Genomic DNA, 15,223 nt, shown 5'->3' with positions numbered 1-15,223 from the left:
CAGGTTGAGCACGCCGGATCGGCAAAAGACGCATCCCTGCGGGCCTCGGCACGCGCCGTCCTGGCGCGTGACGTCCGGCTTACCTCAATCTGGCCTCATCCCTGCAACAAAGGTGTTTGCTGTGGGTTTTAAAACCACCACATCTTGGCAAGCTCGTTTAGGATTCGATGTTTTTCTCGCTCGAACCAGCTTTAGCCATCTTTGATGCTTACTCCTTTTTGGCTGATTTTAAACCGTTTTTACCTCATCAAGATATATAAGCACCCGGAAACAGTGAAAATTACGATGAGTAATTGACACAGCGCATGGACTTCTCATAACGTGATTTCCAGCCCAATACCAATAAAGAGAATACGGAACATGACCACGCGTTACGCTGACAGAATGGAGGGCGTGAAGCCTTCGGCAATCAGGCAACTGCTCCAGTTCGGTGCAGATCCGTCGATTATTTCATTCGGCGGCGGTTACCCGGATTCGAGCCTGTTCCCGGCAAAGGCATTGCAGGATATTTTTGCTGAACTGCTGTCAGGGCCTGGCGAAGTATCTCTGCAATACACCCATTCCACCGGGATGCCCAGGCTGCGTCAGCAGATCGCGCAGCGTATGGCAGCAGACGGCATCGTTTGTGAAGAAGACAATGTTCTGATCCTGCAGGGAAGCCAGCAGGGGCTGGATCTGGCGGCCAGACTGCTGATCAACCCTGGCGACCTGGTGGCTACCGAAGCACCCACCTTCCTAGGGGCGCTGATCGCCTTTAATACCTGCCAGCCAGATTATCTGGCCATCCCGATGGATGAGCAGGGGCTGATGACCGAGGTGCTGGAAGAAAAACTCAAGGCCGGGCAGCGGATTAAGCTGCTGTATACCGTGCCGGACTTCCATAACCCAACCGGGATCACCCTGTCACTGGCACGTCGTCAGCATCTGATCCAGCTGGCGAATCAGTATGACTTTATTATCCTCGAGGATTCGCCGTACCGTGAAGTGCGTTACCAGGGCGACAAAGTCGCCACGCTGAAAAGCATGGATACGGAAGGGCGGGTGATCTACTTCGGTAGCTTCTCGAAGATCCTCGCACCGGGTCTGCGCCTGGGCTGGTCGGTGGCTTCTGCTGAGATCACTGAAAAGCTGGGGCTGCTGAAGCTGGCCGCCGATACGCAGTGCAGCACGCTGAATATGGCGGCGGTGTCGATGTATCTGGAAAGACACAATATTGATGACCATATCCAGACCATCAAAGCGCAGTATTTGCGTAAAAAGGAAACCATGCTCTCGGTGGTCAGAAGCGAATTCCCGCAGGGGATCAGCTGGACCGATCCTGACGGTGGCCTGTTTACCTGGATGGAGTTCCCGGACGGGTTTGATACGGCGAAATTTATGCTGGAACACGCGGTGCCGGAAGCCAAAGTGGTCTGGGTGCCGGGCGCAACGTTCTTCCCGACCGTGCAGCGTGACAATTTTGCCCGCTTCAGCTATTCCACCCACAGTGATGAGAAGATCATCAAAGGTATGACGGCGCTGGCCGATCTGCTGAAGAAACACCTCTAATCTGCTGTTGAATGCGGAGCTGAACAGGGTTTGGCTCCGCATTATCTGTGATCTGCTTCATAAATCCCGTCTAATTTAGCGGTCTGCAACCGGTGCCACTTGCTCTGTTATCAGAATACTCGTTAGCATAAGTAATCGATTACAAAATGGTTAATAGATAAAGTAATCGATTACATACAAGAAAGAGACTGACATTCCGATTACTGACCCACTAAGGAACCGTTATGAAGCTGGTAAAAGCAGTGACTTCTACGTTATTCATTGGCGCACTGACGCTGGGCGCGATTCATCCTGTGCTGGCCGATGACGCCGCAGCCAAAAAGCATCTCGCGCTGCAAATGTACACGTTGAGAAACGTGGGTACGCTGGAGCAGCAATTTGCTGTGGCGCAGACATCAGGGTTCAGCGCGGTGGAGCTGGTGGGGACGCAGGGCGTCAGCGCCGATGAGATGAAAACGCTGCTGGAGAAATATCAGCTTAAGGTCACATCTGACCATGTTCAGCTCGCCGATTTGCGCAGCAACGCCGCTGAAATCATCGCGTTTAATAAAGCGGTGGGCAATAAGGTGCTGGTGGTGCCGTACCTGCAAATCCCGGATCGCCCGGACTCTGCCGCAGGCTGGAAAAAGCTGGCGCACGAGCTGGATGCGCTCGGCAGTCAGGTGAGAAAGCAGGGCATGGTGCTGGCTTACCATAACCATGACTTCGAAATGAAAAAGTATGGTGGTAAGACCGCGCTGGAAATTCTATTTGATAACAGCACACCAGCAAACCTGCAAATTGAACTCGATGTGGCATGGGTATCACGCGGCGGTCAGGATCCGGTGCGTCTGCTGAAGAAATATCAGGGGCGTATTTACGCCATTCATGCCAAGGATAATGCCGGTATCGGCATTCGTAACGACGAGATGAATTTTGCCCCGGCGGGGGAAGGTCTGCTGGCGTGGAACGAGGTACTGCCCGCAGCGGTGAAAGTCGATACGCGCTGGTTTATTGTAGAGCATGATTTGCCGAAGGATCCGCAGTCGATTATCCGTCAGGCGAGTCAGTATCTGGTGGGGGCGCTGTCTCCGTTGGAGATGTAGTTTTATCATTTGTATCTACCGTCTTAAGATCAACGTCAACGTCAACGTCTTAAGGTCAAGTTCCAGGTCAAGGGCGTTTCGCTTTCCCGCTGCGCGACCCAGGGTGGTCAATCGCCACCCCCCTGGGGACCCGGGCTTGCGGCAGGCGCATCGCCCGCTTACAGCGGGTTCCCTCAGTCAATCGACTTTCCGGCCGGAGCGGGTGTGACGTGACATCCCTGTCCCGGCACCCCCTCTCGCCAACGTCCTGTTGGCTCATCCTGGAAATCCGCTCTCCTTCGGCGAGGCTTAATTGCCGACTCAACGTCAAAACCCAGGTCAAAATCTAAAAATTAAAAAAGACAAAAAACTAAATAAGACCAAAAAGGGTTTTTGTATTTGGTCTGTTGTCTTTTTTTTGATTGTGACCTGGCCGTTGATGTTTGAGCGGCAATTAAGCAACGCTTGCGAAGGCACCCGCTACGCGGGCGATGCGCCTGCCGCAAGCCCGGATCCCTAAGGGCGGGGCGACTGCCGCCCTTAGGTCGCTTCGCCCACGAAGTGGGAAAGCGAAACGCCGTTGGCCTTGACCTTAAGACGTTGACCTGGCCTTTCGGGCTGACCGAAACAGAAGGCCAGCCCCTGCAACGGCAGACAGGCAGACAGCCAGACAGGCAGACAGGCAGACGCATTCCCGCTTACGATCCCCGCGCCACATACCGCCACTGTAACGTGGTCTTCTGCGCCGGGCTTAGCGGCTCATTAATCTTCTTCAGCAGCAAACTCACCGCCTCGCGGCCAATGTCCTGTGAGGGCAGCTCAATCGTCGACAACGGCGGCGAGGTCATATGCCCCAGCTCCGTGCCATCAAATCCCATTACCGCCACATCCTGCGGCACCCGCAGACCGGCTTCATCCAGCGCACGGATAGCCCCGGCGGCCAGCGTATCGGAGACGGCGAACACCGCATCAGGACGCGGTGACTGTTGCAGCAGGCGAGTCATGGCCTCTTTCCCTGCCTGATAGCTTAACTCACTGGCGTATTCCACGGCGGGAGGCGCGAGATGCTGTTCTTCCAGCACCGCGCGGTAGCCCTGTTCACGCTGTTTAGCGTATTTATACGTAAGATCGTGATTAATCATCGCCAGATGCTGACGTTCGCGGCGGATAAACTCTCCGGCGACAAAGCGGGATGCCTGATGATCATCAATGCCCACGCTCGATACCGCGGATGCCTCGTCGTACTCCGCACACTGCACCCACGGTGAATCACCAATCAGGGTGGTCAGCTCAGGCAGGGCGGAAAGGGCATCCATCGTGATCACGCCGTCAACCATCTTGCCGGAAAGCAGTCTCAGGCTGGACTGGGAGCGGGCGATATCGGAGCCGGAGTTGCATAACAAAATGCGGTAACCGTTGCGCTCCGCTTCGGCTTCAATGCCCTTTACCACGTCGGCACAGAACGGGTTGGCAATATTCGACACCATCACCAGCAGCATATTACTGCGTGCAGTACGCAGTTGTCTGGCGAGCAGATTCGGCTGATAGTTACTCTCTTTGATCGCGTTGAGCACGCGCTCCCGATTCTGCGGTTTCACCGAGCCGAGGTTGTTCATCACGCGTGATACCGTGGCGACAGACACCCCGGCGAGGCGGGCAATTTTTTGGATCGACATCCTGATAAGCCTTCCTGCTGACCATGTTGACCATGTTGACTATTGAAAAAACAGGGTAACACACTTCGGGAAACGGCTGAATTCAACGGATGAACGGCCACGGGAAACCGTGACCGGGAGAGCGTCAGTCCTGGACGGTGATCCAGCGCTGCTGTTGATGGCTTTGAACCATCGCGTCAATAATGAACATGATATTCGCGCCATCGTGGAAGGTGGCAAAGTTGCCGACATCGGTGCCCGGCTGCTTGCCCGCCTGAATGTAACGGTAGAAGTTAAGCATCATGTTTTTAAAGGCATCTGGCCAGCCTTCGATATGCCCACCGGGGAAATGCGCCGTCGCGGCGACATCCGGGTTCAGCAAAGAGGGGTCGTCCGACAGACGCTGATTCGGCCCGTCGCGCTGGCCAAGCCATAACGTTTGCGGGGCTTCCTGATCCCAGCCCAGGGAGAGTTTGCTGGCGTTGATCTCAAACGCCAGGCGATTTTTACGTCCGGCGCTGACCTGCGATACCGTCATGCTGCCTTTGCTGCCGTCGTCGAAACGCAGCAGGACAGAAGCAAAATCTTCGGTTTCCACCGCCACCTCCTGATAGTCTTCCGCTGCCTTGCCCGAGGTGAAGGTGCTGCCGTCGCTAAGGCTGGCTTTCCGGCTTGGATGAACGATGGCGAAATCCGCCATAACGGCGCTGATTTTACGCCCGGTGACAAATTGCAGGGTATCGCACCAGTGCGAACCAATATCCGCCACGGTGCGCGACACGCCCCCTTTATCCGGCAGAATACGCCAGTTAAAGTCCGTGTCATGCAGCATCCAGTCCTGTAAATAGCTGCCATGAACCGCAAAAATACGCCCGGCCTGCTGATGACGGATCATACTGGCCGCCTGCTGCACCATCGCGAACTGTCGATAGACAAAACTCACCGCATGCACCACGCCCGCCTGTTCTGCCAGCGTCACCAGTTCGCGTGCTTCGGCGGCCGTCATACAGAGTGGCTTCTCGGAGAAGACGTGTTTTCCCGCCAGCAGAATCTGCCGGTTGATTGCCGCATGCAGATGGTTTGGCGTGCAGTTGTGCACCACCGACAGCCCCGGATGCTGGAGCAGTTCGGCCACATCGCCATAGGCAAAAGGCACGTTGTACTGCTGTGCTTTCTCCTGCGCTACCACCAGTGAACTGTCGCACAGTGCGACCACCTCAACGAAACCAAGGCGACGGATCGCCTCAATATGCGCCGGGCCAATGAAGCCCGACCCGACAATGCCCACTTTAATCATGTGAGTTGACTCCTGTGATGCCCAGCATCGAACGAATGGCGGTATCGGACTCGCTGGTAGCGGCGAAATCATCAAACGCGCGGTCGGCAACCGGAATAATATTCTGAGCAATAAACTGGGCCCCTTCGCGGGCGCCCGTGGCGGCGTCTTTCAGGCAGCACTCCCACTCCAGCACCGCCCAGCCGTCATAGCCGTACTGCGCCAGTTTGCTGAAAATGGCCTTGAAATCGATCTGCCCGTCGCCAGGTGAACGGAAGCGCCCGGCGCGCTCAATCCATGTCTGGTAGCCGCCATAAACGCCGCTGCGCCCTGATGGGGTAAACTCCGCATCCTTGACGTGAAAAGCTTTAATTCTGCTGTGATAAATATCGATAAAGGCCAGATAATCCATCTGTTGCAGCAGCATATGGCTGGGATCAAACAGGATATTGCAGCGCGGATGGTGGTCCACTGCGGCGAGGAAACGCTCAAAACTGATGCCATCGTGCAGATCTTCTGACGGATGCAGCTCGTAGCAGACGTCCACTCCGTGATGGTCGAAAACGTCGAGGATCGGCTTCCAGCGCACGGCCAGCTCGCTGAACGCGGTATCAATCAGTGCGGCTTTACGCGGTGGCCACGGATAGAAATAGGGCCAGGCCAGCGCCCCGGAAAAGGTGGCGTGCGCCGTCAGCCCCAGGCGGGCAGACGCCTGCGCCGCCTGCATCAGTACCCCAGTGGCCCACTGCTGGCGGGCGCGGGGATCATGACGAACCGCCTCCGGGGCAAAATCGTTAAACGCTTCGTCATAGGCGGGGTGCACGGCAATCAGCTGACCTTCCAGATGGGTGGACAGCTCGCTGATCGTCAGCCCGTATGCCGCCAGGCGTTCACGAATATCATCGCAATAGCTCTGGCTGTTCGCCGCTTTTTCCACATCGAAAATGTGCGGGTGATTACAGGGGATCTGCAACGCCTTGAAACCTAAATCCGCCGCCCACTGTGCGAGGTTATCCAGCGTATTAAAGGGCGCATCCTGGCCGATAAACTGTGACAGGAACAAACCCGGGCCTTTTAATGTCTTCATTGCATTCTCCTGAAGGGTAAAAATTAACGCTGTTCTTTGTAGCGGAACGAGAACAGGAAGATCACGGCGATCACCAGCGCGGCAACGGCCGGGATTAACCAGAACGTCGTCCAGTCACTCAGTGCATGCGGGCTCCCCGCCGTGAACAGATGGTTGTACAGCGCGCCGGAGATTTGCGAACCCAGCAGCATGCCGATGCCGTAGGTGAACATCACAATCAGGCTCTGCGCCTGGCCTTTCACCTGGGTGCCGGCCACGCGGTCGGTGTAGATAAAACCGATGACAAAGAAGAAGTCGTAGCAGACCCCGTGCAGCAGGATCCCGGCGTACAACAGCCAGCGCGCTTCATCGCTCACGCCATAAGCAAACAGCATGTAGCGCACGAACCACGCCACCATGCCGATCAGCAGCATGTATTTCACCCCCAGCCGGCGGAACAGCAGCGGGATAATCAGCATAAAGACGATTTCCGACATCTGACCGAAGGACATCGCGCTGCTGACATCCTGGATACCGACATCGGCAAGGAAGGTGGCGGTAAAGGCGTAATAGGTGCCCAGCGGGATAGAGATCAGCGTGGCGCAGAGAGCGAAAATCAGGAAGTGACTCTGCTTCAGCAGGCTGAAGGCATCCGCACAGAACAGGTCCCGTACCCGGAACGGCAGGCCTTTGGCCGGAGCAGGGGTGTGCGGCAGCGTCAGGCTGTAGGCAGCCAGCAGCACCGAACAGGCGGCAGCCAGCTGGAAGATCATCACGCTGGCGGAAATCCCACTGACGCCAATGCAGATCCCGGCAACAATCCAGCCGATGGTGCCGAACACACGCACCACAGGGAAACTTTTCTCACTGTTGCTCAGACTGTGAAACGCAATATTGTTGGTGAGTGCCAGCGTCGGCATGTAGCACAGCGTATAAGCGAACAGCAGCACAATCAGCAGCGAACCGTTTTGTGCTTCCAGCGCGCCGGGCACAAACCACAGGATCACAGCACCCGCCAGATGCAGCAGCGCCATCACTTTCTGCGAGGGGAAGAAACGGTCAACGATCATCCCCAGGACAAACGGCGAGAGGATCGAGGCAATCGGCCCGGCGGAGAAGGCATCGCCAATGATCGTCCCAAGGTTATGTTGGGTCATCACCAGGCCCAGCGTCACCGACCAGGTGCCCCAGATAAAGAACTGTAAAAACATCATTAATGCCAGGCGTGGCACCAGTAAAACCTGTTTACTGCCCGCAACGCCTGCATGCTCAACGGAAGAAACCATCGTCAGACCCCTTCATAAAGTAATCGATTACAATTAATCTCACGCACAATGTAATCGATTACTTTTATACTTTCCTGTGGCATTGCTGCGAAGTGCGAGGCGAGTCACAATCAATCAGCTAAGATTGAGGCTGGTTCATGATCTGGAGATCGCAATGAGTAAGGTATTTATTATTGGTGCGGCAGGCAATGTGGGCCGCCGTCTGGTCAGCCAGCTCGCACAGCGCGGGCATCAGCCGGTGGCACTTCACCGCCATCCCGAACAGGGTGAAGAACTGCAAAAGCTCGGTGCCCAAAGCGCGCCGGGGGACCTGACACGGCTGACCGTGACCGGGCTCAGCGAGTTACTGCGCGGCTGCGACAGCCTGGTATTTACCGCCGGTGCGGGGGGGAAAGGAGGGAAGGAAACCACGCAGGCCATCGATGGTAAAGGACTGGAGCTGGCCGTGGCGGCGGCGCAGCAGGCGGGCGTTTCACGTTTTCTGCTGGTGTCCGCTTTTCCTGAAGCCGGGCGTGCTAAGACAATTTCAGAGACCTTTGAATATTACATGGCAGTGAAGAAACAGGCCGATGTCCATCTGGCCGCCAGCGACCTCGATTGGGTGATCCTGCGCCCTGGCACGCTGACTGACGAGACCGGAGCGGGCCGCGTGAATGCCGGGCTGGCGATCCCTTACGGGAATATATCGCGCGATAACGTCGCCGCCGCGCTGGTGGCACTGGTTGAACAGCCGCAGGTGTCGCACAAGCTTATCGAACTGACCGACGGCGATACGCCGGTGGATTCGGCTATCGGACATCTGGCCGGGGAAGCATAAATGAAGTTATTGCTGGCAGGAGCAACGGGACTGGTAGGCGGACAGGTATTACGCCTGGCACTGCAAGATGAACGCGTCACATCGGTAGTGGCTCCGGTACGACGGGCGCTGCCTGCACATCCCAAACTGCTGGCCCCGGTGGTCAATTTTGACAGCCTGCCGTGGAACGAACCCTGGTGGCAGGCCGATGCGATGATCTGCACGTTAGGTACCACCATGAAAAAGGCACAAACGCGTGACGCATTTAAGCGGGTTGATTACCATTACCCGCTGGCGATTGCGCGTCAGGCAAAAGCGCAGGGTGTTCAGACCTGTGTACTGAACTCGGCTACCGGTGTTTCTATCGCGTCGCGCTTTTTTTACAATCGGGTCAAAGGGGAGCTGGAGCGCGATCTTGCGCAGCTCGGGTTTGATTCACTGACGCTGGTGCGCCCGGGCCTGATTGGCGGAGAGCGTGAGGAAGCGCGGACGATGGAGGCACTGATGATGAGCTTCCTGCGGGTGGCGGGGCCGCTGCTGCCAAAACGGATGCGCCTGAATCCGGCACAGAATATTGCGCGTGCGCTGCTGGACGCGGCGCTGAATCCGCAGCCGGGTAACCATATTATTCCGGCTGCGGAATTAGTCTGACCGTTGATGAGTGTTGGGCGCGCTTATGGCAGTAACCCTGCGTGGCAGAACAACGTCACTCATCCAGCTCTCGCCGGTGATCGTCCCCCCGCAGTGTCATCAGCGCAGCGATGCTGATCACCGCAGTCGCCATCACATAAAATGCCGGGATGTCGTTGTTGCCGGTCTGCTTGATCAAGCCGCTGATAATCAACCCGGCGCAACCGGAGAAGATTGCATTGGAGAGCGAATAGGCCAGCCCCAGTCCGGTATAGCGCACCCGAGTTGGGAACATCTCAGACAACATCGCAGGCCCCGGCCCGGCCAGCAGTCCCACCAGCCCTCCGGCAAACAGCACCACCAGGCACTTCACCCACAAGCCGATATCGGGCATCTGCAATACCTTCAGCAAAGGCCAGGCGAAAATCAGTAACATCACGCTGGCAAACACCATCACGTTACGACGACCGAGGCGGTCGCTGAGTATCCCGGCGGGTAAAATCGTCAGGGCAAAGCCGATATTGGAGAGCACGGCAATCACCAGCGCCTGATTCAGCCCGGTATGCAACACTGACTGTAAATAGGTTGGCATCACCACCAGATAGGTGTAGCCCGCCGCTGACCACACCATTACCCGGCCAATACCCAGCAGGATCACCCGGAACACCAGTCCGCCGTCTGGCGCGCGGTGCTCAACGCTGGCCTTGCTGAAGGTGGGCGTTTCTTCCAGCTGCATCCGCAGCCAGAGCGCCACCAGGCCCAGCGGCAGCGCCGTCAGGAAGGGAATGCGCCAGCCCCAGCTGTGCAGCGCCTCACTGCTCAGGGTTGCCGTCAGCACCGCCACCATTGCCGCCCCGGCCAGCAGGCCAAAGGCCACGGTCAGCGATTGCCATGCACCGTATAACCCTCTTTTCCCTTTTGGCGCAAACTCGGTCATCAGTGACACTGCACCGCCGTACTCACCCCCGGCAAACAGGCCCTGAAGAATGCGCAACAGAGTAATAATCAGTGGGGCAGCCAGACCGATAGAGGCATAAACAGGCACCAGGCCTATCGCTGCTGTCGCCAGCGTCATCAGTATCAGCACCGCGATCAGCGTGGGTTTGCGGCCAATTCTGTCGCCGATGCGACCAAAAACAATTGCCCCCAGCGGCCGGAAGAAAAAGGCAATGGCGAAGGAGGCCCAGGTGAGGATGATCCCGGTCAGTTCAGATTCGCCCTGTAAGGTAAAAAAGTTACGGGCAATCACCGTGGCGAGAAAGCCATACACGGCAAACTCATACCACTCGATAAAGTTACCGACGGCACCGGCAATCAGCGCCTTTCTGCGGACAGATTCAGACTGTGTCATGGTTCTCAGGACCTTATGATGAATAAAACAGCGTACTGCAAGGGTAGACAGGCAAACCGTTACCGACAATGCATTGTTTTAACGGGAAGTGATGACCGGGTGTCAGTATCGGGATGCACACTTCTGATGCAGTCTGCCAGAAAATGATGCCCCATAAACGAACGTGAGCGTTCACGCGTGATCAATAACCTCTTGTTTTGCAGTGAAAACCCTCCTGGCATAACTCTTGCTTTATCTTTCCCAAGCAGCAGCGTTATACCGATCACTGAACACAATAGCAGGCTAGGGTTCCGGTCCACGACGTGGATGACTGGTCCGAGAGCTGGCGACCTCGGTTGGGGTTACACGGCGGGATAAAAGCCCGGGAGACAGCAACACCACTGGTGTAGCGCTGCCCCGTATTATCCGCCAACACCGAGGTTACAATGAAATTTTCCCACATCCTCAGCATTTGCCTTCTCAGCGTCACCGCGCTGGTTAGCGTTCCTTCCCAGGCCGCCCCTAAGAAAGAGTTCAATGTCTGCTGGACCATTTACGCAGGCTGGATGCCATGGGGCCAGATTGCCACTTCCGGCATCATCGATAAGTGGGCGGCGAAATACGGCATTAAAATCCACGTCACTCAGCTCAACGACTATATCGAATCCATCAATCAGTACACCGCCGGACAGTTTGACGGCTGCACGATGACCAATATGGATGCGCTGACCATTCCCGCCGCCGGTGGCGTGGACTCCACCGCGCTGATCCTGGGCAGTTATTCCGAAGGCAACGACGGTGTGGTGCTGAAGGGGAAAGGCAAAACGCTGAACGACCTGAAAGGCATGAAGGTCTATCTGCCTGAGCTGTCGGTGTCGCATTACCTGCTGGTACGCGGCCTGGAAAAAGCCGGATTGCAGGAAAAAGACGTTACGGTGGTTAACACCTCGGATGCCGATATTGTCTCTGCTTTCGCCACCAAGGGCGTGCAGGCCGCTGTCGCCTGGAACCCGCAGCTGTCGGTGATCAAAAACACCCCCAACACCAGCGAAGTGTTTGAGTCTTCACAGGTGCCCGGCGAGCTGATCGACATGATGGTGGTGAACAGCGCAGTACTGAAAGATAACCCGGCACTGGGTAAAGCACTGACGGGCGCCTGGTATGAAATGATGGCGCAGATGAAAGCGGGCGATAAAGACGCGCTGAGCGCGATGGCCGTCGCCTCCGGTACCGATCTCAGCGGCTATCAGGCCCAGCTCAAAACCACCCATCTGTTTTACACCCCGGCCGACAACCTGAAGTTTGTCACCGATGTCGAACTGGCGAAAACCATGCAGCGTGTGGCGAACTTCTCCTTTGAAAAAGGCCTGCTCGGCGATGGCGCGCAGAGTGCGGATTTCATCGGCATGAGCTTCCCCGGCAACGTGACCCTGGGCGACAACAGCAATATCAAACTGCGCTTCGACGACAGCTATCTGAAGATGGCGGCTGCCGGCACGCTGTGATCATCACTCTGAGGAGGCCAAACGATGCGGCAAATTAATCGACACCCTGAAAAGGGCCTGCACCTGATGCTGATTCTGCTGCCCTTTGTGCTGGTGATCGCCGCGTACTTTATCGGTTCTGCGGTGCGGCTGGAGGCCAACCCCCACGACAAGCTGTTACCGGGACTGGGGCAGATGGCCGATGCGGTATGGCGCATGGCATTTACCCCGGATAAACGCAGTGGCGAATACCTGTTGTGGATGGACACCGCCGTCAGTCTCGGCAGGCTGCTGATCGGGCTGGGCATCGCCTCACTGCTGGGGCTGTGCTTTGGTATCGCCTCCGGGGTTTTCCCTATGTGGCGATCGCCGCTGTCGTCGTTTATGACGGTGGTCTCGATGGTCCCGCCGCTGGCGATCCTCCCGGTGCTGTTTATCGTCTTCGGCCTCGATGAACTGTCGAAAATTATGCTGATCGTCATTGGGATTACACCCATGCTGGCGCGTGACCTTGAGCAGCGGGCGCGGGAAATTCCGGTGGAGATCCTGATTAAGGCGCAGACCCTCGGGGCCAACAGCTGGACAGTGGTGCTGCGGGTGGTCTTACCGCAGCTGTTAACCCGGCTGCTGACCTCACTGCGCCTGCTGCTGGGATCGGCCTGGTTGTTCCTGATCTCCGCAGAAGCCATCTCATCCACTGCCGGACTGGGCTACCGCATCTTCCTGGTGCGCAGGTACATGGCAATGGACGTCATTCTGCCGTACGTCATCTGGATCACGCTGCTGGCGTGGCTGATGGACCTCGGGCTGCGCCACCTTAACCGGCTGTGCTTCCCCTGGGCACAGGGAGAAAAATCATGAGTTTTATCGATATCAACCATATCTGGCAGGAGTACGGCAACCACGTGGTGCTGGAGAACCTCAACCTGAGCATTAACGAAGGGGAGTTCTGCACCATGGTCGGGGCCTCTGGCTGCGGGAAATCGACGTTTCTGCGCCTGCTACTGGGCCAGGAGAAACCGAGTCAAGGCACCATCCTGCTGGAAGGCCAGCCGCTGACGCCAGAGCCGGACGCCAGCCGTGGCGTCGTGTTTCAGCGCTACTCCGTGTTCCCCCATCTGAATGTGCTGGATAACGTCGCCATCGGGCTGGAACTGCCGCAGGCAGCGTTTCTCGGGCGTCTGTTTGGACGGCGTAAAAAAGCGGCACGTGAACAGGCCGCTGAGATGCTGGAGCGGGTTGGACTGGGGCATGCACTGGAGAAGTATCCGGCCCAGCTCTCCGGCGGCATGCAACAGCGGCTGGCGATCGCCCAGGCCTTTATTATGCGCCCGCGCATTCTGTTGCTGGATGAACCGTTCGGCGCGCTCGATCCCGGCATTCGCAAGGATATGCACAGTCTGCTGCTCTCGCTGTGGCAGGAAACTCAGCTGACGGTGTTTATGGTCACCCACGACCTGTCAGAAGGCTTCAACCTCGGCACCCGCCTGCTGGTGTTCGACAAAGTCCGCATCGACCCCCATGAGCCCAACGCATGGGGAGCGCGCGTGACCTACGATTTGCCGCTGAATGAAACTCGCCTGCGGCAGCGTCAGCAGCCGGGTGCGGTGATCCCGTACCCGGCACTGGCAGCACAATCATTTAACCCGGAGATTTCACATGACACATCCCTATGAAGAAACGTTACCCGGCGGCGGTCATACCTCGTTTGTGGTGAAACAGGGGCAGAGCCTGCGTTTGACGGACATCGAGGGGGGCGCCAATGTCAGCCTGATGCTGTTTAACGCCCATGAGAAAAGCGAGCGGCTGAACCTGCCGGACACGTTGAAAGGGCAACACACCGCGCGGCTGGGCGCAGGGCACTGCCTCTACTCCGATATGGGCCGCGTGCTGGCGGCCATCGTCACTGACACCTGTGGCTGGCACGACAGCTTCGGTGGCGTGTTGAACGCGGAGGAAGTGGCGGAAAAATACGGTCAGGGGCGCTATCAGGAACGGCGCAATGGTTTCCATCGCAACGGGATGGATAACCTGCTGATCGAGATGGGTAAATGGAATCTCAACCTCGAAGATCTGCACATGGTGCTCAATCTGTTCAGCAAAGTGACGGTAGATGAGCAGGGCGCATTCACCTTCCATCCGCAGCACTCCGCCCCCGGCAGCGTGGTAGAGCTGTATGCGCCGATGGATATCCTGGTGGTGCTGACTGCGCTGCCGCACCCGATGGACCCAAACCAGGAATACACGCCACGTCCGGTACGGCTTGCGCTGATGCCTGCCAGCGATCCGGCAGGGCTGACGCTGTGCAAAACCTCGCGCCCGGAAAATCTGCGCGCCTTCCAGAATATTGAGCGCTTTGTCGTATAAGGAGCCACCCGATGACGTTAACCACCAGTGACAAAAACCCTGCCGATGCGGTCTATCGCCACACGATCCCGGCGGGAGAGCCGTTCCTGTTTGAGGTAAAAAAAGGCCAGACGGTGCGCCTGCACGATCTGGAAGGTAACCAGGCGGTGGATACGCTGTTTTACCGCGCCGCCAGCCCGCGTGAGCGCTATGACGCCCAGCGAACGTTACGCCGTCAAAACAATGCCTATCTGACCTGCGGCAGCGTGCTTTATTCCAACCTCGGCAACCCGCTGCTGACCCTTGTTGCCGATACCTGTGGCCGCCACGATACGCTTGGCGGAGCCTGTGCGCAGGAAAGTAACACCGTGCGCTATCACGCCGATACGCGCTATATGCACAGCTGCCGCGATAACTTCCTCTGCGCCTGCCTGCACGACGGGCGGCTGAACAAGCGCGATATCACTGCCAACATTAACTTCTTTATGAATGTACCGGTGACGCCTGAGGGCGGCCTGACGTTTGAAGACGGGATCTCTGCCGCCGGGAAATACGTGGAACTGCGCGCGGAATGCGACGTGATTGTGCTGATCTCCAACTGCCCGCAGCTGAATAATCCCTGCAACGGCTGGAACCCCACCGCTGCCGAAGTGCTGGTGTGGAACTGATTGCTGATACTCAGCTGAGAAAATGCATTTTCCCCTGAGGACGACCTCAGGCGGCCAGGATTCTGGCGGGACGG

General features: G+C 57.2%; 15 protein-coding genes and 1 riboswitch. Of the genes, 10 read left to right on the top strand and 5 right to left on the bottom strand.

Annotated features, from left to right (window positions below; translation table 11 throughout):
* Positions 1–360: 360 nt before the first annotated feature.
* From LJN55_RS11915 to LJN55_RS11905, 3 genes are all read left to right on the top strand, one after another.
* Positions 361–1,548 carry an aminotransferase-like domain-containing protein gene (locus LJN55_RS11915; protein WP_133842045.1) on the top strand — a complete coding sequence of 396 codons (1,188 nt, stop codon included), beginning with the start codon at positions 361–363 and terminating at the stop codon, positions 1,546–1,548.
* 224 nt (positions 1,549–1,772) lie between these two features.
* Complete coding sequence (locus tag LJN55_RS11910; RefSeq protein WP_407647739.1) at positions 1,773–2,633, top strand: sugar phosphate isomerase/epimerase family protein; 861 nt, start codon at positions 1,773–1,775, stop codon at positions 2,631–2,633.
* Positions 2,634–2,925: 292 nt separating this feature from the next.
* Positions 2,926–3,132 carry a hypothetical protein gene (locus tag LJN55_RS11905; protein WP_227534504.1) on the top strand — a complete coding sequence of 69 codons (207 nt, stop codon included), beginning with the start codon at positions 2,926–2,928 and terminating at the stop codon, positions 3,130–3,132.
* Positions 3,133–3,310: 178 nt separating this feature from the next.
* Here LJN55_RS11905 and LJN55_RS11900 read toward each other — a convergent pair whose 3' ends face one another.
* From LJN55_RS11900 to LJN55_RS11885, 4 genes are all read right to left on the bottom strand, one after another.
* A complete protein-coding gene (locus LJN55_RS11900; protein ID WP_159336650.1) occupies positions 3,311–4,288 on the bottom strand; it encodes a LacI family DNA-binding transcriptional regulator in 978 nt (325 codons plus the stop codon).
* A gap of 124 nt (positions 4,289–4,412) precedes the next feature.
* Positions 4,413–5,564 (bottom strand): Gfo/Idh/MocA family protein, encoded by a 1,152-nt coding sequence (locus LJN55_RS11895; RefSeq protein ID WP_212812709.1) that lies wholly within the window; start codon positions 5,562–5,564, stop codon positions 4,413–4,415.
* Positions 5,557–6,630: a sugar phosphate isomerase/epimerase family protein gene (locus LJN55_RS11890; RefSeq protein ID WP_212815412.1), complete on the bottom strand. Its 1,074-nt coding sequence runs from the start codon at positions 6,628–6,630 to the stop codon at positions 5,557–5,559. Before LJN55_RS11890 ends, LJN55_RS11895 begins: the two co-directional genes overlap by 8 nt.
* A gap of 23 nt (positions 6,631–6,653) precedes the next feature.
* Positions 6,654–7,895: an MFS transporter gene (locus LJN55_RS11885; protein WP_159336653.1), complete on the bottom strand. Its 1,242-nt coding sequence runs from the start codon at positions 7,893–7,895 to the stop codon at positions 6,654–6,656.
* A 154-nt stretch (positions 7,896–8,049) separates the two neighbouring features.
* Here LJN55_RS11885 and LJN55_RS11880 point away from each other — a divergent pair, with 154 nt between their 5' ends.
* Entirely contained in the window at positions 8,050–8,712 is a 663-nt protein-coding gene (locus LJN55_RS11880) for an NAD(P)H-binding protein (protein WP_227534503.1), read from the top strand.
* A complete protein-coding gene (locus LJN55_RS11875; RefSeq protein ID WP_227536337.1) occupies positions 8,713–9,342 on the top strand; it encodes a Rossmann-fold NAD(P)-binding domain-containing protein in 630 nt (209 codons plus the stop codon).
* Positions 9,343–9,397: 55 nt separating this feature from the next.
* Here LJN55_RS11875 and LJN55_RS11870 read toward each other — a convergent pair whose 3' ends face one another.
* Positions 9,398–10,672 (bottom strand): MFS transporter, encoded by a 1,275-nt coding sequence (locus tag LJN55_RS11870; protein WP_133842054.1) that lies wholly within the window; start codon positions 10,670–10,672, stop codon positions 9,398–9,400.
* Between the two features lie 271 nt (positions 10,673–10,943).
* Positions 10,944–11,042: riboswitch (guanidine-I (ykkC/yxkD leader) on the top strand.
* Between the two features lie 55 nt (positions 11,043–11,097).
* On the opposite strand from LJN55_RS11870, the gene LJN55_RS11865 reads away from it, so the two are divergent.
* From LJN55_RS11865 to LJN55_RS11845, 5 genes are read left to right on the top strand one after another with little or no spacing between them, the layout of a single operon-like run.
* Positions 11,098–12,156, top strand: coding sequence for a putative urea ABC transporter substrate-binding protein (locus tag LJN55_RS11865; protein ID WP_227536336.1), 1,059 nt, complete (start codon positions 11,098–11,100; stop codon positions 12,154–12,156).
* 24 nt (positions 12,157–12,180) lie between these two features.
* Complete coding sequence (locus tag LJN55_RS11860; protein WP_133842056.1) at positions 12,181–12,996, top strand: ABC transporter permease; 816 nt, start codon at positions 12,181–12,183, stop codon at positions 12,994–12,996.
* Positions 12,993–13,811, top strand: coding sequence for an ABC transporter ATP-binding protein (locus LJN55_RS11855; protein WP_227536335.1), 819 nt, complete (start codon positions 12,993–12,995; stop codon positions 13,809–13,811). The genes LJN55_RS11860 and LJN55_RS11855 overlap by 4 nt, the downstream gene beginning before the upstream one ends.
* Positions 13,795–14,502 carry an urea amidolyase associated protein UAAP1 gene (locus tag LJN55_RS11850; protein WP_133842058.1) on the top strand — a complete coding sequence of 236 codons (708 nt, stop codon included), beginning with the start codon at positions 13,795–13,797 and terminating at the stop codon, positions 14,500–14,502. Before LJN55_RS11855 ends, LJN55_RS11850 begins: the two co-directional genes overlap by 17 nt.
* An 11-nt stretch (positions 14,503–14,513) precedes the next feature.
* On the top strand, positions 14,514–15,149 hold the full coding sequence (locus LJN55_RS11845; RefSeq protein ID WP_133842059.1) for an urea amidolyase associated protein UAAP2: 636 nt from the start codon (positions 14,514–14,516) through the stop codon (positions 15,147–15,149).
* Positions 15,150–15,223: the final 74 nt, after the last annotated feature.

It is taken from the genome of Erwinia rhapontici, assembly GCF_020683125.1.
GTDB classification, from domain to species: Bacteria; Pseudomonadota; Gammaproteobacteria; order Enterobacterales; family Enterobacteriaceae; genus Erwinia; species Erwinia rhapontici.
The sequence above is the reverse complement of the archived record's forward strand: the minus strand, read 5'-3'. Positions and strand labels throughout refer to the sequence as shown.

What these genes read in the sequence shown, in the direction of transcription:
- LJN55_RS11850 (WP_133842058.1), top strand. Translation starts at nt 13,795, where the DNA reads ATGACACATCCCTATGAAGAAACGTTACCCGGCGGCGGTCATACCTCG.
- LJN55_RS11875 (WP_227536337.1), top strand. Translation starts at nt 8,713, where the DNA reads ATGAAGTTATTGCTGGCAGGAGCAACGGGACTGGTAGGCGGACAGGTA.
- LJN55_RS11870 (WP_133842054.1), bottom strand. Translation starts at nt 10,672, where the DNA reads ATGACACAGTCTGAATCTGTCCGCAGAAAGGCGCTGATTGCCGGTGCC.
- LJN55_RS11895 (WP_212812709.1), bottom strand. Translation starts at nt 5,564, where the DNA reads ATGATTAAAGTGGGCATTGTCGGGTCGGGCTTCATTGGCCCGGCGCAT.
- LJN55_RS11855 (WP_227536335.1), top strand. Translation starts at nt 12,993, where the DNA reads ATGAGTTTTATCGATATCAACCATATCTGGCAGGAGTACGGCAACCAC.
- LJN55_RS11880 (WP_227534503.1), top strand. Translation starts at nt 8,050, where the DNA reads ATGAGTAAGGTATTTATTATTGGTGCGGCAGGCAATGTGGGCCGCCGT.
- LJN55_RS11845 (WP_133842059.1), top strand. Translation starts at nt 14,514, where the DNA reads ATGACGTTAACCACCAGTGACAAAAACCCTGCCGATGCGGTCTATCGC.
- LJN55_RS11900 (WP_159336650.1), bottom strand. Translation starts at nt 4,288, where the DNA reads ATGTCGATCCAAAAAATTGCCCGCCTCGCCGGGGTGTCTGTCGCCACG.
- LJN55_RS11915 (WP_133842045.1), top strand. Translation starts at nt 361, where the DNA reads ATGACCACGCGTTACGCTGACAGAATGGAGGGCGTGAAGCCTTCGGCA.
- LJN55_RS11865 (WP_227536336.1), top strand. Translation starts at nt 11,098, where the DNA reads ATGAAATTTTCCCACATCCTCAGCATTTGCCTTCTCAGCGTCACCGCG.
- LJN55_RS11860 (WP_133842056.1), top strand. Translation starts at nt 12,181, where the DNA reads ATGCGGCAAATTAATCGACACCCTGAAAAGGGCCTGCACCTGATGCTG.
- LJN55_RS11910 (WP_407647739.1), top strand. Translation starts at nt 1,773, where the DNA reads ATGAAGCTGGTAAAAGCAGTGACTTCTACGTTATTCATTGGCGCACTG.
- LJN55_RS11890 (WP_212815412.1), bottom strand. Translation starts at nt 6,630, where the DNA reads ATGAAGACATTAAAAGGCCCGGGTTTGTTCCTGTCACAGTTTATCGGC.
- LJN55_RS11885 (WP_159336653.1), bottom strand. Translation starts at nt 7,895, where the DNA reads ATGGTTTCTTCCGTTGAGCATGCAGGCGTTGCGGGCAGTAAACAGGTT.